The sequence below is a fragment of the Kribbella sp. C-35 genome, assembly GCF_046549195.1.
Taxonomy (GTDB): domain Bacteria; phylum Actinomycetota; class Actinomycetes; order Propionibacteriales; family Kribbellaceae; genus Kribbella.
In genome coordinates this window covers 771,303-790,091 of sequence record NZ_JAJPWG010000005.1, presented here as the reverse complement: position 1 = coordinate 790,091, position 18,789 = coordinate 771,303, and the positions used below count along the sequence as shown (strand labels likewise).

Sequence of the window (18,789 nt, the reverse complement as noted above, 5' to 3'; positions counted from 1 at the left end):
AATCAGCCGCGTGGGCCCAGGGGGTCTTCGGTGGGGGGTGTGGGGGAGCGGCGGGTTGTGTTGGTGAGGGAGCGTTCGGGGAGCCAGATGACGAAGGTGGTGCCGATGCCCAGTTCGGAGTGCAGGGTGACGGTGCCGCCGTGTGATTCGGCGATCTGGCGGACGATGGCGAGGCCCAGGCCGGCCCGGCGTTGGCCGGTCGACGGGTCGGTCGGCGGCACGGTGGCGGGCGGTTGTTGCTGGCCGGCGCGGTAGAAGCGGTCGAAGACGCGGTCGGCGTCTTCGGGTGCGATGCCTGGGCCTTCGTCGCGGACCGCGATCCAGGCCCAGCCGTTGCGGCTGCCGACCGCGAGGACGAGTTCGCTGCCGCCCCGGGCCAGGCGGACCGCGTTCGAGAGCAGGTTGTCGACGGCGCGCCGCAGCGCGGACGCGTCTCCGGCGGCGATGGGGCCGGGCGAGAGGCGTCGTACGACGTGCAGCTCGCGATCGGCTGCCAGCAGTTCGTACTCCTCGGCCGCCTCGCCCGCGATCGTGGCGAGGTCCACGTCGGCGTCGACGAAGGCCGGTGACGACCGGCGGGCGGAGGCGAGGAGATCCTCGACGAGGCGGGTCATCCGCTGGATCGCGCGGCCGACGATCGCGGTGGCCTGGGCGCGGTCGTCCGGTGGCGTGTCGTCGTGCGCGAGGACGGCGTCGACGTTCGCCTGGATCACGGCGAGGGGGTTCCGGAGTTCGTGGGAGGCGTCGTCGACGAGCTGGCGCTGGGTCAGGAACGCCGTCTCGAGCCGGCCGAGCATGCCGTCGACGGTGTCGGCCAGGTTGCGCAGCTCGTCGTGCGGTCCTTCGAGGGCGATCCGGCGGGACAGATCAGTCGCGGAGATCTCCTGCGCGGTCGCCGTGATCCGCCGTACCGGACGCAGCACGCGGCCCGACAACCACCAGCCGGTGCCGAGGCTGACCAGGAACAGCACGCCCATGCCCGCCGCGGAGTAGTCCCGCAGCGTTTGCAGCGTCTGGTAGTTCACCGCGGCCTGCACACTCGAGAGCTCGGCAGCCTGGATCACCTCGCCCTGCTTGAGCTGGATGTTGCCGTGGGCATCCTTGTAGTACTTCTTGACCGGGATCTGGTCCAGCGGCTTCGGCTCGAGGATCTGGGACAGCGCGACATACACGCCCCCGAGCAGCAGTGCGGACAGGGCGATCAGTACGGCGGAATAGGTGAGCGTCAGGCGGAACCGGATCGTCTGCGCCCACAGCGGGAGCTTCATGAGTCACCTCTGAGGCGGTAGCCGCGACCGATCACGGTCTCCAGGATGGGGTCTTCGCCCTCTTGTGCGAGTTTGCGGCGCAGCGTGCCGACGGTCACGCGGACGGTCTGGGTGAACGGGTCCGCGTTCTCGTCCCACACGTGTTCGAGCAGTTCCTCGGCCGAGATGACGTGCCCGGGGCGCGACATCAGGTACCGCAGGATGCCGAACTCCTTCAGCGTCAGCGGAAGCTCCCGTCCGGCGCGGGTGGCGAGATGGCGGGACGAGTCCAGGATGAGGTCGCCGACGTGCAGTTGGGTCGTGCCGTTGGTGACGTCGCGGCGGAGGAGAGCACGGATCCGGGCGAGCAACTCGACGAGTGCGAACGGCTTCGTCAGGTAGTCGTCCGCGCCTTCGTCGAGCCCGCGGACACGGTCCGCGAGCGAGGCGCGTGCGGTCAGCATCAGCACCCGCAGCTCCCGTCCGGACGCCACCTCGATCTCGCCTCGGCGGACGGCGCGGCACAGGTCGAGGCCGCTGGTGTCCGGCAGCGTGATGTCCAGGATCGCCAGGTCGTACGGCGTGGACGCGAGCTTCTCGATCGCCTCGGCGCCGGTGGTCGCCGCGTCCACGGCGTACCCGGCCCGGCCGAGTCCCGAGCGCAGCGCGCTGACCAGGCCTTCCTCGTCCTCCACCACAAGTAGTCGCACGCAACCAAGGTAGCCGGGGACCCTCGCGCGGACGGTGCGCGCTTTCGCCGGGCTTTCGGTCGGCTTTCCGGTCGTTTTCGCGGCCTCTTGATGAGCTGTGGCCAATCGAGTCGAAGGAGATCCTGATGAAACTCCCCGTGAAACTGAAACTCCCCGTGAAACGACTGATCCTCGGCAGCGCGGTGGCGGTCGCGGCGCTCGGCGCCGGTGGGATCGCGTACGCCGCCGGAAACGACCCCGCCGTCCCGGAGCAGGGTTATGTGACGGTCGAGGAGGGCGCGACGACTCCGTCACCAGCACAGTCACCGTCGCCTGATTGCCCCGAGAAGAGCGGCACCGCGCAGCCGTCCGAGCAGAACCCCGCATGAGTGCGGCGACTCTCGAACATGCCTTGTTCGAGGTGAAGCGGGTCGTCGTCGGGCAGGACCACCTGGTCGAGCGGATGCTCGTCGGGTTGCTGGCCCGCGGCCACTGTCTGCTGGAAGGCGTACCGGGAGTCGCCAAGACGCTCGCGGTCCGCACGCTGGCGCAGGTGATCGGCGGGCAGTTCTCGCGGCTTCAGTTCACTCCGGACCTGGTGCCCGGCGACATCATGGGCACCCGGATCTGGCGGCCGTCCACGGAGGGCTTCGACACCGAGCTCGGTCCCGTGTTCGCCAATCTGGTGCTCGCGGACGAGATCAACCGTGCACCGGCCAAGGTGCAGTCCGCGTTGCTCGAGGCGATGGCGGAACATCAGGTCAGCATCGGCGGTACGTCGTACCCGCTGCCGGATCCCTTCCTGGTGCTCGCGACCCAGAACCCGATCGAGTCCGACGGCGTGTACGCGTTGCCCGAGGCGCAGCGGGACCGGTTCCTGCTGAAGATCACGGTCGACTACCCGACGCCGTTGGAGGAATTGACGATCCTGCAGCGGATGAGCTCGCACCGGCCGCACGCGAACGCCGTACTCACTCCGGGGCAGCTCGCACAGTTGCAGGAGGCAACGGACGACGTGTTCGTCCACAACGCGGTCGCGGAGTACGTCGTACGGCTGGTGCACGCGACCCGGGTGCCGTCGCAGTACGGCATCCAGGATTTGGCCGGCGTACTGGAGTTCGGCGCGAGCCCTCGTGCCACGCTGGGACTGGTCGCGGCGGGCCGGGCGTTGGCGTTGCTGCGCGGGCGGGACTACGTGTTGCCGGCCGACGTGTACGACGTTGCGCTCGACGTGATGTCGCACCGGTTGGTGCTCACGTTCGACGCGCTGGCCGACGGGATCGATCCGCGGTCGGTCGTCACGCGGATCCTGCACACGATCGAACAGCCGCACGTGGTGCCCGCCGACGACGCCCAAGGGTCAGCGGCATGAATGACCTGCTGGCCGGCCGCGAGCGGGCGTTGCGTGCGCTCGAGCTGACGGTGAAGCGCAAGCTGGAAGGCTTCCTGCACGGCGAGATCACCGGTCTGCGGAGTGGTCCCGGCAGCGAGCCGAACGAAGCGCGTCCGTACCAGGCGGGCCAGGACGACGTACGGCGGATGGATTGGAACGTGACCGCTCGCTCGCTGGAACCGCACGTGCGAGCACCGCTCGCCGAGCGGGAGCTGGAGACGTGGGCGTTGCTGGATGCGTCGGCGAGCATGGACTTCGGTACTGCCTTGAGCGAGAAGCGTGACGTGGCGATCGCTGTCGTCGGGGCGGTCGGTCTGCTCTCCGACCGTCCCGGCAACCGGCTCGGCGTACGGATTGCCCTGGGCAACGACCTGCGTCGTCTCCCGGCCGCAGCCGGCGCTGTCCAGCTCCGCCGTACGCTCCGGACGCTTCTTTCGTTGCCCCGAGCAATACCCGGCGCGTTTCCGCGAACAGATCTCGGCAAGGCGATCAGTCGACTTGACCGCGAACATACACGCCCCGGCTTGCGCGTGATCGTCTCGGACTTCCACGAGGACGGGTGGGCAGACCCATTGCGCCGCCTGGCCGCACGTCACGAGGTGATCGCGGTCGAGGTTCTCGACCCGCGCGAACTCGAGCTCCCCGAGGTCGGTCTGCTCACGCTGGTGGATCCGGAGACCGGCCGCCGCCGGGAGGTCCAGACCGCGAGCCGCAAACTCCGTCGCCGGTACGCCGACGCGATGGCCGCCCACCGCTCGAAGACCAGGCAGGCGATTCGGTCCGTTGGTGCGGCACATCTCGTACTGCGCACCGACACCGACTGGGTCCGTGACGTTGCCGCCTTCACCACCGCTCGCCGTCGGGCCGGCGTACGGCGGAACCCGACTGCTGTGAGGACCAGATGAGATTCGAGCAACCGCTGTGGCTCTGGCTGCTGGTGCTGGTCGCCGCGCTCGTGGCGGCGTACCTGATCGCCCAGCGACGCAGAACGAAGTACGCCGTCCGATTCGCGACCCTTCCGATGCTGGAGAAGGTCGCCCCTGTACGGCCCGGCTGGCGCCGGCACGCGCCGGCCGCGGCCTTTCTCGCTGCGCTCACCGTGCTGACGATCGCGATCGCCCGGCCGGTCGCGGACATCCGGGTCCCGCGGGAGCGCGCCACCGTGCTGGTCGCGATGGACGTCTCGAACTCGATGGCGGCGACCGATGTCGCGCCGAACCGGTTCGAGACCGCCAAGCAGGCGGCGGTCGAGTTCGTGCGGGACCTGCCGGAGAAGTTCAACGTCGGGCTGGTGTCGTTCGCGCGGACGGCGACCGTGGTGTCGGCGCCGAGTACGAACCATCAGGCGACGGTGGACGCGATCAACAGTCTGCAGTTGCGCGACTCGACGGCGATCGGGGACGCCGTACTCACGAGCCTGCAGGCGGTACGGTCGATCGACCCGGACGATCCGCCGCCGAGCCGGATCGTGCTGCTGTCGGACGGCGGGAACACCGCGGGCAGCCCGGTCGACGAGGCAGCTGCTGCGGCGGCGCAGGCCGGCGTACCTGTGTCGACGATCGCGTACGGCACGCCTGAGGGCACTGTGAATCTGGAAGGGCGGGACGTTCCGGTTCCGGCCGACACCGAGGCGTTGCAAGGTCTTGCGGACGCGACCAATGGGTCGTTCTACGAGGCCGAGAACAACGAGCAGTTGCGCGACGTGTACTCCGACCTGCAGTCCTCCATCGGCTGGACCACCGAACCCCGCGAGATCACCAACCTGGTCGCCGGCATCGCCCTGGCCGCGGCACTCCTGGCCGCGCTGGCCTCGCTGCTCTGGTTCTCCCGCCTCCCGTGATCAGGAGCTGACATGCCCCCACACCTAGGCCACCCCTTCCGCGGCCCCGACTACATCCCAGGCCCACCACCCAACCACTCCGTCACCCCGGCCACCGCTCGGGAGGGGACCCCCTCATTTGTTCCCACCTCTCCGGCTGCGGCACCTCAGGCCGGGGTGACGGTCACCTCACCCATCACGCCGCCCGCCGTCCGACCTCGCGCGGGCCGTCGGCGAGCCGGTCTCGTCGTCGGCACGCTCGCCCTTTCCCTCGCGGCGGGTGGACTGGCCGGTGCCGTCACCGGCTCGCGCGACGCCGCACCCGTCGACCTCCAGCAGGCAGCCCCGCCAGCAGCAGCCGCCCAGGGTTCCATCACCGCAGCCGCCGCGAGCGTCCTACCAGGAGTCGTCTCAGTACGCGCGGGCCGCGCAACCGGCTCCGGCTTCGCGATCGACGAGCAAGGCCACGTGGTGACCAACGCCCATGTCGTGGAAGGAGCGAGTGATGTGTCATTGGTCCTGTCGAACGGCCGTACGGTCGACGCTCGCGTCGTCGGCGCCGACGACGACAACGATCTCGCCGTACTCCAGGTCTCGCCCTCCGACGCCGCGGGCCTGCGCGCGCTCACGCTCGGCCGGTCCGCGCAACTCCGGGTCGGCGACCCGGTGCTGGCCGTCGGATCCCCACTCGGCCTGGAAGGAACGGTGACCGCCGGCATCGTCAGCGCCGTCAACCGCCAGGCCCGCTTCGGCGACAACAGCACCCGCCAGTCCGCCATCCAGACCGACGCAGCCATCAACCCCGGCAACTCCGGCGGCCCCCTCGTCAACGCAGCCGGTCAGGTAGTAGGCGTCAACACCGCGATCGCCACCCTAGGCACCACCCGCTCCGGCAACATAGGCATCGGCTTCGCCATCCCAGTAGACCGCATGACCACCATCGTCAAGAACCTCCTCGACTGACAACGAAGCGGAACTGATCTGCAGCTGGACAGGACGTGTCGGGTAGCCGGGTAGTGCACCTGAGCGTGAATTTGTCCGTGCGTACAGCGTTCCACCGGTGCACTACCTGTCGAGCTGCAGATCCACGGCCGCGCGGAGCCGCCAACCCGCTGGCAGGTCACCGCTGGCCTGCTGCTTCCCGCCATCGGACACATAACCCGCCAGCCGGCAACACCTGGCTGATTAAGGCTTTGGCTTCATCTTCTGCTGGCGGGCGGGGGCCTCTGTCACACTCGCGGCATTCGTCAGTCGAACAGAAGGGTTCCGCCCATGCCCTCGAAACTGTCCGTGAGAATGTCTGCCACTGCATTGGCCGCGGCAACCGTCTTCGCTGTCGCGCCCACGGCGTCGGCGGCACCCCCGCGCTACGCCGAGGCAAACCCGGCTCCGGCAGCAGCTGAGGTGAAGCTGCCTGCTGAGGTTGCGGAGGTCCTCGGCGCCTCCGGCCGGACTCTGGTCGACGCGGTCGCCACCGACGCGCTGGGCCGGTCCCAGGATGGCCGGGGTCTCGCCCCGTCCGTTGCCCTCGGCAAGCTTACCGCCCAGGGCCGGCAGGTCGTCGTCGACGTCCGGTCGGCTGCGCCGGGCTGGGCGCGGGGTGTCGCGTACGTCAAGGCTTCCGCCACGGAAGGCGCTCATCCGGAGGGCTGGCTGTACATCGCTCGCTACCTCGACGGTCACTGGGTCAGTGGAGTCGAGGGTGACAGCGAGTTCGCAGACTATGTCGCGAAGTCCCCGCTCGTCGGCGCCGCAGAGCGTCGGACCATGACGGCGTACGCGAGACACCAGACCGCGACGACCATGGCTACCACGGCCAACACCGGTGGGTTGTTGCTGCCGTGGATGCCGGACTACTACATGACCGTCACTGGTGGCCCGCACGCCAGTGACGGCGTGAACGGCTACTGGAGCAGCTTGGACCTTGCCGGCGGCAACGCCAGCGGGCGGGTCCGCTCCTCGCGCGACGGCACGGCCACCTCGATGTGCGGCGCCGGTGGCGGCTGGACGCGAGTGATCCACCCGAACGGCTTCTCCACGGACTACTACCACATGTACAACGCCACCTACTACAACGCGACCACGGTCGGGACGAGCGCGCTGCTGGGCAACATCGGCCGAGACGTCTGCGCCGGTGGCTCCGCGACGGGCAACCATGTCCACTGGAGTCTGCGGACGTACGACGCCAACTACAACGGCACGTACACCTGGCTGCACGGCCGCACCATCGGCGGTTGGACCTGGTGGAACGGCTCGAGCCAGTACACCGGCTGCGCGACCCGGCTCGGCGTCACCGCCTGCCCGGGCACCGCGATCTACAACCGCACCAGCTGACCCCATGCCTACAATCGGCCGTGGCGCGCTATCAGTTGGAGCCTGGCGACTACGGACTGGTGCGCTTCGCGGTCTCGCCACTCACCGAGCTCGGGAACTCGCTGCGCGCGCTGCGGTCGCCCACCAGCTACCCGCTTCAGGCTCCCTGGTACGCCGCCGCGTGCCGGGTCCGCGACCAACTTCCGCTCGATGTGCTGAGCGGGCTGATCGGCCCGAACTTCGACACCCCCGACCTGTTCAACCCGCGGGTGGGCGTACCGCAGACCATCGACGCCCAGCTCGCCTACCTGCGGGACCAGGACCTGCGCACGCTCGGCGCGGACATCGAGTTCGCGGTCGGCGGCGTACCCCATCGGCTGGGAGCGAGTGGACGATCCTTCGGCGACCGGTTGGCGGATGCGCTGGCGGTGTACTGGCGTCTGGCGTTTCAGCCGCATTGGCCGCGGATGCGTGCGATCCTCGACGCCGATGTCGCGGTCCGCGCCAGATCACTGGCGGCGGAGGGGGTGATCGCCACCCTGAACCGTTGCGGGCCGGGCGTCCGCGCCGACCCGGCGTCCATCACGGCCCGGATCCTGAATGGCCACGACGACCTCACTCTCCATACGCGCGGGCGCCCGTTGTTCGTCGTACCGTCACTGTTCACCCTGAGCAGCTCGACCCCGCTGACCGACTCGGACCCGATGGTGATCTACCGCGCGACGAACCAGCGAGCGATGTGGTCCGACGCGACCGGCCTCCCGGGCGGCGCGGGCTTGCTCAGCCCGCACCGCCTTCGCTATCTCCGAGCCATCGGCTCCGGCCAGTCGACGACCGCACTGGCGGACAGGTTCGGCGTGTCCCCATCGGCCGCGAACCAGGCCCTCCGCGCGATGGCCGCACAGGGCCTGATCCGGGCCCGTCGCAGCGGCCGAGCCGTCATCTACGAACGCACGCCACTAGGTGATCTGCTCTCCGACCTGCCGTGATCAGCTGGCGTCGGCTCCGATGTTGGGTGGGTTGGGGATGGTGGCGCCGTAGTAGTCGACGCCGCCGTTGCCGGATACCGGCGTGCCCGTGCCGAGGGCGGGGGAGCCGGCCTTGAGCGTGTAGGCCTGCGGACACGGTTGCGGGCCGGTTCCGGAGGGCGGTGACCACGAGCAGGTGCCGCCGCCACCGGGTGAGGTGAACAGCGGGTCGCCCCACACGCCACCCGTCTCGAGACCCGCGGCCTTCCAGGCGGCGAAGTCGGCGTACGTCGTGCCTCCCCAGCGCCAACCGCCCGTGTTCGTGCCGTAGTAGAGGTTGTTCGCGAGCGTCATCCCGGTCTGCGTGTACGGGTTGTAGTAGAACTGCCCGGTCTTACCCGAGCTGCCCTTGTTGGCCATGTAGCAGATGTTGTCCTTCAGGAACGAGCCACTGGCCCACGTGCCCGTGCTGAATCCGAAGTTGAAGCAGGCGCTGGCTCCCGCCTTCTTGTTCGCGCTCTGATCCTTGTTGCTGAAGAGCGTGTTGCCGTAGATGGACAGCGCGTTCTTCGGAGCGCTCGGCACCACGACGAACAGGCCGCCCTGGGCGTTGGCCCAGTCGTCGTTCTGCGAGATGTTGTACCGGAAGGTGTTCGGTCCCCAGACTCTCGACGCGGCCGTCGAGGTGTAGGCCGCCAGACCGCTGCCGGCGTTGTCGTGGGTGTAGTTGTACTCGACGACCGAGTTCGTCGTACCGCCGTCGAGGTCGATGCCGTCCCAGTCGCAGCCGGCTGTGTACGCCGGTGAGGGCTGCACCCGGTAGATCTCGTTGTAGCGGATCGTGACGTTGTTCGAGGTGTACGCCATGATGCCGCTGGTGCCTCCGCACGAGGTCACGTTCGCGCCGATGTCATGGACGACGTTGTGCTGGAAGACCGCACCGTTCCAGCCGTTCGCCTGGAGCGCCGCACCGACGGTCTTGGCGATCATGCCCAGGTTGTACACGGTGTTGCCCTCGACCCGGACGTTGGTGATGTTGACACCCGAGCCCCACCCGTAGATGCCCGGACCGGCGGTGGAGGTGACGCTGGCGCCGTGCAGCTTGTTGTTGAGGATCTGGATGTCGTCCAGCGGTCCGCTGTGACTGTTCAACGCATATCCGAGCACCATGATCTGTGCGCCGAACGCGCTCGTGCTGCCGCTCGGCGTACCGAATCCGGAGATGTCGGAGTTGGTGATCCGCAGACCGGTCGTTGCCGTCGACGACGTCTGATTCTGCAGCAGTACGCCGGCCGCGGTCGTGCTGCCGTTGACGACCTTGATGTTGTTCAGCTGGAAGCCGTTGACGGCGTCCGCGGTGATCGCTGCCGAGGTGTCGCCGGTGCAGCTGGACTGGATGGTGGCCTGCCCGGTGCCGTACGAGTAGACCCGGAACGGTGTCGACGCGGACGACGCCGGCACGTTCGTCGAGTTGAAGACCAGGCAGCCGGTGAACGTCTGCCCGCCTTCGAAGTACACGAGGCTGCCTTGTGGATAGGTGAAGCTGTTGACCTTTCCGATCGTCTTCCAGGCCTGGCTGGGGGAGAGGCCGCTGTTGCTGTCGTTTCCGTTCGGCGAGACGTAGTACGTGCCGGCGGCGGCTTGCGCGGGATCTGTGAGGGCACCCGCCAGGAGGGCTCCCAATATCCCGGGTACGGCGGTTGCGGCGAGCCATCTCGTTCTCATGTTTCTCCTCACTTCGTGGGCGGGGGTATTGCAGGTGGCTGTCTGTCGATCGTTGCCGTGTGGGTATCGCCGTGTTCCTCGACTGTTCCGACCGTGGTGCGGCCCGTGAGTTCGAGGTGCGCATCGGGCGTCCAGCTCCACCTGGCTTGGTTGCCCGCAGCATGCATCGACACGGACGGGCTTGCCGCTGTCTCGCCGTTCGGCAGGAGGGAGAAGGCACCTCCCACGTACGCCGAGTCGAGTGACGACAGGTCGATCGGTTGTGGTTCGGGGGCGGAGAACAGTTCGACTTCGACGGTGAGTACGCCGTTCGCGCCGGCGGTGATCCGGCCGGCTGGGGGACTGCCGTTCCAGCTGCCTCCGGCCGGGATGATGCTGACCGTGCTGCCGTCGTCGGAGACTGTCACCTGGTCGTGGAGCGTGAAGCTGTTGCCTGGGGCACCGTTGACGCGGATCACCGGATCCGTGACGCCGCGGATCTCGAACAGCACCCGGAGAGAGCGCATCGGGACAGGTTCCCCGCTCGGGATGACGTTCCGGTGCACGTGATGATCGCCGCCTGGACTCGCGAATCCGACATGCCACAGGGCGTGTGGACCTTCCTGGACGGCGGAGAAGATCGCGGACACGAAGTCGACATCGTCTTTCACGACGCGCAGCCGGACGGACCGCGGCGGGTGTCGCCAGGCGTCGTTGGCACCCCAGTAGCCGAGCAGATTCCGGCGTTGGAACCAGCAATCGGCGAAGTTGATGGTGCCGAGGGTGTTCTTGGCGTGCAGCCACGTGCTCCCGACGCGGTCGCGGCTGAACAGCTCGCGGCGCATTGTCGGCGGCGCAGCGGTGACAAGTTGCCTGACCACATCGGCAGGCGCGTCCGGGCCGAGGATCGCGGTGTGGATGAGACCGAGGGCAGCCGGCGAGTCGCCGACCCGTTCGAGCGCGCTGTCGAACGGCGGCTGTCCGCCGACGGCCTTGGCGAGGTGAGCCAGGAGGTGCGGCTCTTCGCCGAGATCATCGCGGTAGGCCCGTGACATCGGTCCCGATAGTTGCCCGGACGGAAGGTGCCACCGCTGGACGAGATGCCGCCAGAGCCGGTCGACGAGCTCGGCCGCGATCGTTGCTGATCGCTGGTCGGTGATGTATTGGCTGATGGCCGACATGGCGGTGCAGGTCACGAGCCAGTACGTCGGGCTGTTGTACTCGGCGAAGCTCCCGGTGTCGTGGACGGTCGCCGCCAGCCGTTCGATTCGCTCGCGTCCGTAGCGGGTCAGTTCGGGATCGCCGAGGACCTGACCGGCGCCGAGCGTCACGAACGTGCCTTTGCTGGCGATGTTCGTGTAGGACATCGGCACGTTCCGGCGTACGACGGCCTCCGCTGCGGCAGCGATTGCGGTTCGCAGGCGCTGTCGCAGCTGGTCGGGGAGGGCGGCCGCGTGGCGGATCATGATCAGGACCAGCTCCTGCCCGATGAAGTCCGCCCAGTTGGTGTCGGGACGCGCCATCCTTGCGAGGGGTTCCTCGAGGTAGTACGGCCAGATGCCGTAGGTGTCCGACACGAGATCGAGGTCCTGCCCGTCGAGGACCCGGTCCAGGATCCCGGCCGCCTCGTCGGCCGCCCCGGTCTCGAGCAGGATCAGTGCGTAGGTGGTGGATTCGCGGAAGGCGTGCACAGTCCGGCCGCCCAGTGCGGTGTGCACGGAGCTCGCCGAGGCCGGCATCCGGATCAGCCGGTGTGCGACGTCGTACGCACGCTTTCCGACAGCCGCGGCGGTTGCGGTCAGCCATTCGTCGAGCTCGCCGGGCGCGAGCGGTCTGGTGCTCATCCGTGCTGCTTGGCGTACTCGTCCCGGATCTTGTCGCCGACGGCGGACTTCCAGGTCTTGACCGCGGCGGTGAAGTCGTCGATCTTCTTGCGTCCCATGATGACGTCGCTGACGGTGTCGCGGACCTTCTGCTCCTCGTCGCCGGAGCGGCTCGCGGTCTCGGAGTACAGACCGAGCGTCGGATCGGCGACACCGTGCGGGGCGACGCTCTTCTCCCACTCGTACTGCGCCCGGACCCAGTCGGGCTGGCCGGGGCCGTACATCACCCGGAACTCGGACCCGGTGACGTACCCGACGTTGACGACTTCCTTCTTGCCGACGTCGGTCAGTTTCGGTTCGCCGTTCTCGAGCTGGTAGTCGGGCCCGGAGATGCCGTAGTGGACCAGGAGGTACTCCTCGGTGCCGAACGGCGCGGCATAGAGGTTGAGCAGTCGCAGGCACTCGGCGGCCCGGTCGGTGGAGGCCTTCTTGAGCAGAATGACGCCGTACACGCCGGTGCCGTAGTACAACGCCGGCTGCTGACCCTTGGCGCTGAACAGCGGCATCGCTGTCACCTGCGAGGACTTCAGGCCTTGCACGCTGGTCAGGGCCTTCCACCCGCTCAGCTGACCGGCGTTGCAGACGACCTGTCCGGCAACGAAGAGTTCGGTGATCTGCGAGCCGGTGAGGTTCGCGGACCTCGGATGGAAGTAGCCGGACTGCCGGAGCTTCGCGGTGAACTCGACGGCTGCCTTGTACTCGTCGGTCTCGAAGTCCCGGGTGAAGCTGCCGTCGGAGTCCTTGCGCCAGTTGTTCGGTGCGCCGAACGCGGCCGCGAACGCCGGCAGGCTGAACGATCCGTACGAGCCGGTGAGGGCCCAGCGATTGTGGCGCGGATCGTTGACCTCGGCGCACATGGCCTCGAAGTCGTCCGTCGTGGCGATGCTGCCCGGGTCCGCCTTCATCAGGTCCGTACGTGCCAGCATGACGTTCCAGAGCAGGGGACGCTCGACCGGAACACCCCACAGCCGGCCGAACATGCGGGCGTTGGTCCAGGCCTTGGACGGGATCGCGGCGAGATGCGGATGGGCCAGGATCTTGTCGCCGGTCAACAGGTCGGAGACGTCGGCGAACTTGTTCTCCAGCAGCTTGTCCAGCCGCGGCTGGCCGAAGTCCTGAACCAGGACCATGTCCGGCAGATCGTTGCCCGCCAGCAAGGTGTCGACCTTGGTGCCGTACTCGCTGGACGGCGCCGTACGAATCGTGAACTTCCCGCCGAGACGGGCGTTCATGGCCTGTGCATAGGTGTTGTTGCTGAGCGCAGGCGGCGGGGGAGCGAGCGTCGGCACCATGATGCTGATCTCGCCGCCGCTCATCGGGGCGCTGTCGACCGAGCGCCGGAGGTCCTTCGGCATGGTGAAGAAGCCGTCCTGGATCCCGCGGGCCGGTTCGCCGGCCAGATCCGGCTTCACGCCGGTCGGCACCCGGTACGTAGGTAGGTCGACCTGCTTGGCGGCGGCGGTGCCCGTCCCGCCGTTGTTGCCACAGGCGACGAGACTCGGTACGCCGAACGCGAGGGCGGAGCCGCCGAGGACAGCCGACTTCAGCGCCGTTCTGCGGGTGATTTCTCGGTTGGTGGATGACATCTGTCCTCCTGGAAGGGTCAGCCTTTGACGGCGCCAGTGAGTACGCCCTTGGTGAAGTGGCGTTGCAGGAACGGGTAGACCAGCAAGATCGGGACCAGCGCGACGATGACGACGGCTGCCTGCACCGCCTGCTGTGGCGGCGGCGCCTCGCCCGAGGCGACGGCCGAACTGTCGCCGAGCGACTGGCCTTGCAGGACATAGGTTCTGAGCAGCAGTTGCAGCGGCCACTTGTGGGAGTCGTTCAGATAGAGCAGCGCGTTGAACCACGCGTTCCAGAAGCCGACCGCGTAGAACAGCCCGACGACCGCGATCACGGCTTTGGACAGCGGTACGACGATCTGCCCGAGAATCCGGAACTCGCCGGCGCCGTCGATCCGCGCGCTGTCGTACAACTCGGTCGGCAGCCCCATGAAGAAGCCGCGCATGATGATCACGTTGAACGCGCTGAGCGCGGTCGGCAGGATCAGGGCCGCGTAGCTGTCGAGCAGACCGAGGGACTTGACGGTCAGGTACTGCGGAATGATGCCGGGGTGAAACAGGAAGGTGAGGAGTACGGCGCTCAGGATCGCGCGGTGACCGAAGGAGCCGCGACGGCTCAGACCGTACGCGAGGAGCGCGGTCACCGTCGTCGCCAGAACACTGCCCACGATGGTCACACCAGCGCTGATCAGCAGTGCGCGCGTGACGGCGCCGCCGGCCCAGATCTCCCGGTACGCCGCCCAGGTCGGATCGCGGGGGATGAGAACGTACGACCCCGCTTCGGCGAGCGCCTTCTGGCTGGAGAGGCTGGTGGAGAGAACGCCGGCGAAGGGGAGCAGTACCAGTACGCACACGACCGACAGAGCGGCAGCCTTGCTGACTTTCCCGGCAACTGTCGGCTCTTCCATCCACGGCGGACGGTTAGTCATCGCTGGTACACCCCCTGCTCGCCCAGGGCGTGAGCTGCCTTGTTCGCGGTGAGGATGAGGAGGAACCCGACGAGGCCTTTCAGCAGACCTGCGGCGACGGCGACGCCCCAGTTGCTGTCGACCACGCCGTGGAAATAGACGTAGCTGTCGAGTACCTCGGACGCGTCGGCGCCGACGGACGCTCGCTGCAGGATGATCGGCTCGAAACCGACGGACAACGCCTCGCCGAGACGCAGTACGAGCAGCAGCACGATCACCGGGCGGATACCCGGCAGGGTCACGTGCCACAGTTGCCGCCACCGCCCGGCGCCGTCGACCGCGGCCGATTCGTAGAGCTGAACATCGATGGCCGCCAGGGCCGCGAGAAAGATGATCGTGCCCCAGCCGGCGTCCTTCCAGATGCCCTCGGCCGTGACCAGCAGCTTGAACAGGTGCGGACTGGTCATGATGTCGAACGTCGCGAGGCCGTGACTCCGGGCGAACGAGTTGATCATGCCGGCGCCGCCCAGCGTCTGCTGGAACAGCACGATCACGATCACCCAGGAGATGAAGTGCGGCAGGTAGACGATGTTCTGGATCAAGCGGCGCAGCCATGACCGCAGGACGCCGTGCAGGAGAATCGCCAGGCCGATCGCGGCAGGGAAGAACAGCACGACCTGGAGGAAGGTGATCTCGAGCGTGTTCCGCAGTGCGTTCCAGAAGTCGGGATCGGCGAACAGGTCGGTGAAGTTCCGTAGCCCGATCCACGGGCTGTCCACCAGGCCGACGTACGGCAGGTAGTCCTTGAAGGCGACCACGTTCCCGAGCAGCGGGATGTAGTGGAAGAGCAGGAGCAGCAGGAGGCCGGGCGCCGCCATGATCAGCAGCGCCAGGTCGCGGCGGAGGCGGTCACGTCGCGATGCGCCGCGACCGTCGCCGCTCGCCAGGCGGCGGGGGGAAGCGCTTGCCGAAGAGTCGCGACGACGGGCTGTCATGCGGTCTCCCTGTGGTCGGCCCGAACTGAGCGAAATCGCGCAACTGTCACGTGATAGCTGTGGAACTATCACGTGATAGTCGGCTAAGATCAGCATCATGGCAGCGGACCAGCAGAGGCGCAAGAGCGCGACCCGGATGGATGTGGCGAAGCTCGCCGGGGTGGCGCCGACGACGGTTTCGGCGATCCTGAACGGCCGGGCCGCCGAGCTGAAACTGGCCGCGGCGACGGTCCTTCGGGTCGAGGAGGCCGCGCGCGAGCTTCGCTATCTCCCGAACGCCGCCGCCCGTGCGCTGCGCCGGCAGGGCTCACGCACGGTGGGCCTGATGTGGGGACCTGGCTATCGGGACACGATCACCGCGGCCGCGGTGCACGCACACCAACTCGGGTACTTCACCGTGCTGCTCAATGCCACCGGCGACGCGCGCGACGCGATCATGGCGGTGCGGGACGCCGGGATCGCCGGCCTCATGTGCCCGGCCGGCGGCCAGCAGCAGGCGTTCGGTGAGGAGTTGCACGCCGCCGGGGTGCCGGTGGTGTGGATGGATCCGTACTTCACCGAAGACCACGGGCTGCCAGGTCCGCTGATCGCGATCGATGCCCGGATCGGCACCAGAGCACTGGCGAAACACCTCGTCGAGCGTGGTCATCGGAGCCTGGTTGCGCTGACCGGTCCCAACGCCGCCCTTCCCGCACGGCCGACGTCACCGGAAGCGGCCGGTCCGCGGTACCAGCCGCTGATCGAGGCGTTCGGCGACGGCTTCTCCGCTGTGTACGCCGACGACTGGGAAGCGGGCTCCGGCCGTGCGGCGATCGAACGACTGCTTGCCGCCGGCAACGTTCCCGACGCACTGTTCGCGGCCAGCGACCGGCTGGCAGCGGGCGCCATGAGTGCCTGCCTCCGAGCCGGCCTGCAGGTGCCCGGGGACATCGCGATCGCCGGCTTCGGCAACGAAGACTTCAGCGAATGCCTCACTCCCGCACTGACCACAGTGCAGTGGCCGCTGCGCAAACTGGCGCAGCGCGGCGTCGACCTTCTCGTCCAGACCGTCGACCAACCCGGAACCGAACCCCAACGCCAGGTCCTAGCCTCCGAGCTCGTGATTCGCGAATCCACCTGAGGCCGTGCCGTCGTACAGGATCGGGTTCAGGGGGGATTGGGGGACCTGTCCTACCTCGGTTCCTGGCATCCAGTTGGCGAGGTCTGCGGTTTGGTTGTGGTTGGTGGGTTCGGTGGTGCGGAGGTCGGCGTCGAGGTAGATGACGGTCATGACGCGGCGTGGCTCGGTGGCGCGGTTCGGGCCGGCGTGGTGGAAGGTCCAGCCGCGGTGGAAGCTGGCGTCGCCGAGTGCGAACGGTTCCACCACGTCCTCGAAGTACTGCTCGGCCACGGCGTTCTTGAGTTGTTCCTCGGACTCGTCGGAAATCGGGAGGTCGCGGCCGAAGGCGAAGTTGTGGCTGCCGCGGGCGAAGGCGAGCGGGCCCATCTCGAGCGGGGTCTCCTGCAAGGGCAGCCAGAGCGTCACGCACCGGTCGGAGGACAGCGGCCAATAGTACTGGTCGGCGTGCCACGGGGTGATGCCGCCGCTCGGCTCCTTGTAGAGCGCCTGGTCGTGGTACAGCCGTACGGCGTGCACCCCGAGGAGCTGCGCCGCGATGCCGGCCAGGCGGCGTGCGAAGACGAGCTCCTTGACCTTTTCGTTGTGCCGCCACAGGTTCGTCACCTGCAGGAACGCCTTGCCGTACGTGTCGCGCTCGGCCAGCGGCAGATCCTGGGTGTTCAGCCGGATCACCTCGGACGTGATCGTCGGCTCGTACTCCGCGATCGTCTCGGAGCTGAGTACGCCGGACAGGTGCACGAACCCGTCGCGGTTGAAGTCGGCGGTGGCGGTCGGCGGCAGACCGTCGTACGGCGTCTCGAGCTCGTCGACGGAGATGTTCGTGGTCGTCATGGTCTCCACGATTCCAAGCGCAGACCTTGAGTGCTACGCCAGTGATGACCAGTTCTGGTACTCAGTTGTCCTCTTAGAATGTGTGGATGAAGCCGCGCTACGAACGGCCGGGAGTCCCCAGCGGTACGACGTTCACGTGCTTCACTCGGCGAGAACGGTGCTTCGATTTCGCCTGGCATTTCCATCAGGAGTACGAGCTCACCTTGATCTCTGTCGGATCTGGCACGAGGTATGTGGGTACCGCCGTCGAGCGCTACCTCCCGGGCGACCTGGTGCTGCTAGGCCCCGATCTGCCGCACACATACGCGTCCGAGCCGTCCGATCAGCTGTCCGAGGCCGCGGTCACCCAGTTCCGGCACGACTTCCTCGGCGCGGACTTCTTCGACCTCCCGCAGTTCGGCACCGTCCGCGACCTCCTGGGCGGTTCGGCTCGCGGGCTGTCCTTCGGCGACGTCGGACAGGAACTGCGAGCGGACATCGCAGGCCTTCCACACCTCGCGCCGGCGGTCCAGACGACGCGGCTTCTCGACGTACTGCATCGCCTCGCCGACACCACGGCGACGCCTATCACCGGCGCCGGGTACGCCGCTGCGCCGAGCACCGCCGTACGCGATCGGATCGATGTCGTGGTCCGGTACCTGCAGAAGGCTCACACCGAGCCGGTGCTCCTGGACGAGGTCGCGGCGCTCGTGCACATGTCGCCGACGTCGTTCAGCCGCTTCTTCCGCCGCGCCATCGGCTGCACGCTCACCGACTACGTCAACCAGTTGAAAGTGGAGACAGCCTGCCGTCTGCTCACGACGACCTCGCTCCCCGTGACCGAGGTCGCGGCGCGCAGCGGCTACCGCAACCTCGCCAACTTCAACCGCCGCTTCCGCGCGCTGAAATCGATGCGCCCGACCCACTACCGAGCCGCGCTGACCCGATGAAAGCGATTTGAAAGCGGCGTCGGGAACTCTGAGTCGACTGTGAACGCCGAACGGGCTCAGGAGGAACCGAGAGATGGCTGGTCAGCGATGGGACATGAGTCAGGGCGCGTTCGACCAGGCGGCCAAGGGCACCGCCGGTCGCGCCCAGGACCTGGGCGGACTGGTCAAGCAGCTCGTCGACGCCGCCGCGCCGCTGGAGGGGAAGTTCGGCGGTGAGGGCAAGAAGCAGTTCGACGCCTTCAAGCAGAACGTCGACAGCATCGCCGCGAGCCTGAACGCGGGGATGGCGCACCTCGCCGGCGGCCAGCACGGCGTCGGGACCGCGATGAACACCGCGCAGAACGAGCAGGTGACCACGGCCAAGCAGAACATGGGCAGCGCCGAAGGCCAGTCGGCCGCCGCGCGCCGGTTCCGCGGGCGCTGAC

18 protein-coding genes are annotated in these 18,789 nt (G+C 68.0%); 10 read left to right on the top strand and 8 right to left on the bottom strand.

What is annotated here, in order from left to right; all coding sequences use genetic code 11:
- Positions 1–2: 2 nt before the first annotated feature.
- Positions 3–1,268 (bottom strand): sensor histidine kinase, encoded by a 1,266-nt coding sequence (locus tag ACLJOO_RS34045; RefSeq protein WP_410791770.1) that lies wholly within the window; start codon positions 1,266–1,268, stop codon positions 3–5.
- Positions 1,265–1,957: a response regulator transcription factor gene (locus tag ACLJOO_RS34040; RefSeq protein WP_410791769.1), complete on the bottom strand. Its 693-nt coding sequence runs from the start codon at positions 1,955–1,957 to the stop codon at positions 1,265–1,267. Before ACLJOO_RS34040 ends, ACLJOO_RS34045 begins: the two co-directional genes overlap by 4 nt.
- Positions 1,958–2,082: 125 nt before the next feature.
- Between ACLJOO_RS34040 and ACLJOO_RS34035 the strand changes: the two genes are divergently transcribed.
- From ACLJOO_RS34035 to ACLJOO_RS34005, 7 genes are all read left to right on the top strand, one after another.
- Positions 2,083–2,325: a hypothetical protein gene (locus tag ACLJOO_RS34035; RefSeq protein WP_410791768.1), complete on the top strand. Its 243-nt coding sequence runs from the start codon at positions 2,083–2,085 to the stop codon at positions 2,323–2,325.
- Complete coding sequence (locus ACLJOO_RS34030; RefSeq protein WP_410791767.1) at positions 2,322–3,308, top strand: AAA family ATPase; 987 nt, start codon at positions 2,322–2,324, stop codon at positions 3,306–3,308. Before ACLJOO_RS34035 ends, ACLJOO_RS34030 begins: the two co-directional genes overlap by 4 nt.
- Entirely contained in the window at positions 3,305–4,234 is a 930-nt protein-coding gene (locus ACLJOO_RS34025; protein WP_410791766.1) for a DUF58 domain-containing protein, read from the top strand. The genes ACLJOO_RS34030 and ACLJOO_RS34025 overlap by 4 nt, the downstream gene beginning before the upstream one ends.
- The gene (locus ACLJOO_RS34020) at positions 4,231–5,169 is read left to right on the top strand and encodes a VWA domain-containing protein (RefSeq protein WP_410791765.1); all 939 of its coding nucleotides are present in this window, start codon (positions 4,231–4,233) and stop codon (positions 5,167–5,169) included. The genes ACLJOO_RS34025 and ACLJOO_RS34020 overlap by 4 nt, the downstream gene beginning before the upstream one ends.
- Positions 5,170–5,325: 156 nt before the next feature.
- Complete coding sequence (locus ACLJOO_RS34015; protein ID WP_410791764.1) at positions 5,326–6,111, top strand: S1C family serine protease; 786 nt, start codon at positions 5,326–5,328, stop codon at positions 6,109–6,111.
- A gap of 333 nt (positions 6,112–6,444) precedes the next feature.
- Complete coding sequence (locus ACLJOO_RS34010; RefSeq protein WP_410791763.1) at positions 6,445–7,482, top strand: M23 family peptidase; 1,038 nt, start codon at positions 6,445–6,447, stop codon at positions 7,480–7,482.
- A gap of 20 nt (positions 7,483–7,502) precedes the next feature.
- On the top strand, positions 7,503–8,450 hold the full coding sequence (locus ACLJOO_RS34005) for a helix-turn-helix domain-containing protein (protein ID WP_410791762.1): 948 nt from the start codon (positions 7,503–7,505) through the stop codon (positions 8,448–8,450).
- Here the strand turns inward: ACLJOO_RS34005 and ACLJOO_RS34000 are convergent, their stop codons facing one another.
- Genes ACLJOO_RS34000 through ACLJOO_RS33980 form a run of 5 tightly spaced genes read right to left on the bottom strand, consistent with a single transcriptional unit; the run spans position 8,451 to position 15,484 of the window.
- On the bottom strand, positions 8,451–10,154 hold the full coding sequence (locus ACLJOO_RS34000; RefSeq protein WP_410791761.1) for a right-handed parallel beta-helix repeat-containing protein: 1,704 nt from the start codon (positions 10,152–10,154) through the stop codon (positions 8,451–8,453).
- Positions 10,155–10,162: 8 nt separating this feature from the next.
- The gene (locus tag ACLJOO_RS33995; protein WP_410791760.1) at positions 10,163–11,977 is read right to left on the bottom strand and encodes a hypothetical protein; all 1,815 of its coding nucleotides are present in this window, start codon (positions 11,975–11,977) and stop codon (positions 10,163–10,165) included.
- A complete protein-coding gene (locus tag ACLJOO_RS33990; RefSeq protein WP_410791759.1) occupies positions 11,974–13,602 on the bottom strand; it encodes an extracellular solute-binding protein in 1,629 nt (542 codons plus the stop codon). The genes ACLJOO_RS33995 and ACLJOO_RS33990 overlap by 4 nt, the downstream gene beginning before the upstream one ends.
- A 17-nt stretch (positions 13,603–13,619) precedes the next feature.
- Positions 13,620–14,510: a carbohydrate ABC transporter permease gene (locus ACLJOO_RS33985; RefSeq protein WP_410791758.1), complete on the bottom strand. Its 891-nt coding sequence runs from the start codon at positions 14,508–14,510 to the stop codon at positions 13,620–13,622.
- The gene (locus ACLJOO_RS33980; protein ID WP_410791757.1) at positions 14,507–15,484 is read right to left on the bottom strand and encodes an ABC transporter permease; all 978 of its coding nucleotides are present in this window, start codon (positions 15,482–15,484) and stop codon (positions 14,507–14,509) included. The genes ACLJOO_RS33985 and ACLJOO_RS33980 overlap by 4 nt, the downstream gene beginning before the upstream one ends.
- 97 nt (positions 15,485–15,581) lie before the next feature.
- Between ACLJOO_RS33980 and ACLJOO_RS33975 the strand changes: the two genes are divergently transcribed.
- Positions 15,582–16,604 (top strand): LacI family DNA-binding transcriptional regulator, encoded by a 1,023-nt coding sequence (locus tag ACLJOO_RS33975; RefSeq protein ID WP_410791756.1) that lies wholly within the window; start codon positions 15,582–15,584, stop codon positions 16,602–16,604.
- Here the strand turns inward: ACLJOO_RS33975 and ACLJOO_RS33970 are convergent.
- A complete protein-coding gene (locus ACLJOO_RS33970) occupies positions 16,569–17,435 on the bottom strand; it encodes a phytanoyl-CoA dioxygenase family protein (RefSeq protein WP_410791755.1) in 867 nt (288 codons plus the stop codon). The two genes, ACLJOO_RS33975 and ACLJOO_RS33970, sit on opposite strands and share 36 nt — an antisense overlap.
- Before the next feature lie 86 nt (positions 17,436–17,521).
- On the opposite strand from ACLJOO_RS33970, the gene ACLJOO_RS33965 reads away from it, so the two are divergent.
- Both ACLJOO_RS33965 and ACLJOO_RS33960 read left to right on the top strand, forming a co-directional pair.
- Positions 17,522–18,364 carry an AraC family transcriptional regulator gene (locus tag ACLJOO_RS33965; RefSeq protein ID WP_410791754.1) on the top strand — a complete coding sequence of 281 codons (843 nt, stop codon included), beginning with the start codon at positions 17,522–17,524 and terminating at the stop codon, positions 18,362–18,364.
- A gap of 73 nt (positions 18,365–18,437) precedes the next feature.
- Positions 18,438–18,788 carry a hypothetical protein gene (locus ACLJOO_RS33960; protein WP_410791753.1) on the top strand — a complete coding sequence of 117 codons (351 nt, stop codon included), beginning with the start codon at positions 18,438–18,440 and terminating at the stop codon, positions 18,786–18,788.
- Position 18,789: the final 1 nt, after the last annotated feature.

Coding starts and splice junctions, on each gene's coding strand:
- ACLJOO_RS34045 (WP_410791770.1), bottom strand. CDS start 1,268: ATGAAGCTCCCGCTGTGGGCGCAGACGATCCGGTTCCGCCTGACGCTC.
- ACLJOO_RS34035 (WP_410791768.1), top strand. CDS start 2,083: ATGAAACTCCCCGTGAAACTGAAACTCCCCGTGAAACGACTGATCCTC.
- ACLJOO_RS34030 (WP_410791767.1), top strand. CDS start 2,322: ATGAGTGCGGCGACTCTCGAACATGCCTTGTTCGAGGTGAAGCGGGTC.
- ACLJOO_RS34025 (WP_410791766.1), top strand. CDS start 3,305: ATGAATGACCTGCTGGCCGGCCGCGAGCGGGCGTTGCGTGCGCTCGAG.
- ACLJOO_RS34020 (WP_410791765.1), top strand. CDS start 4,231: ATGAGATTCGAGCAACCGCTGTGGCTCTGGCTGCTGGTGCTGGTCGCC.
- ACLJOO_RS34010 (WP_410791763.1), top strand. CDS start 6,445: ATGTCTGCCACTGCATTGGCCGCGGCAACCGTCTTCGCTGTCGCGCCC.
- ACLJOO_RS34000 (WP_410791761.1), bottom strand. CDS start 10,154: ATGAGAACGAGATGGCTCGCCGCAACCGCCGTACCCGGGATATTGGGA.
- ACLJOO_RS33995 (WP_410791760.1), bottom strand. CDS start 11,977: ATGAGCACCAGACCGCTCGCGCCCGGCGAGCTCGACGAATGGCTGACC.
- ACLJOO_RS33990 (WP_410791759.1), bottom strand. CDS start 13,602: ATGTCATCCACCAACCGAGAAATCACCCGCAGAACGGCGCTGAAGTCG.
- ACLJOO_RS33985 (WP_410791758.1), bottom strand. CDS start 14,510: ATGACTAACCGTCCGCCGTGGATGGAAGAGCCGACAGTTGCCGGGAAA.
- ACLJOO_RS33980 (WP_410791757.1), bottom strand. CDS start 15,484: ATGACAGCCCGTCGTCGCGACTCTTCGGCAAGCGCTTCCCCCCGCCGC.
- ACLJOO_RS33975 (WP_410791756.1), top strand. CDS start 15,582: ATGGCAGCGGACCAGCAGAGGCGCAAGAGCGCGACCCGGATGGATGTG.
- ACLJOO_RS33970 (WP_410791755.1), bottom strand. CDS start 17,435: ATGACGACCACGAACATCTCCGTCGACGAGCTCGAGACGCCGTACGAC.
- ACLJOO_RS33965 (WP_410791754.1), top strand. CDS start 17,522: ATGAAGCCGCGCTACGAACGGCCGGGAGTCCCCAGCGGTACGACGTTC.
- ACLJOO_RS33960 (WP_410791753.1), top strand. CDS start 18,438: ATGGCTGGTCAGCGATGGGACATGAGTCAGGGCGCGTTCGACCAGGCG.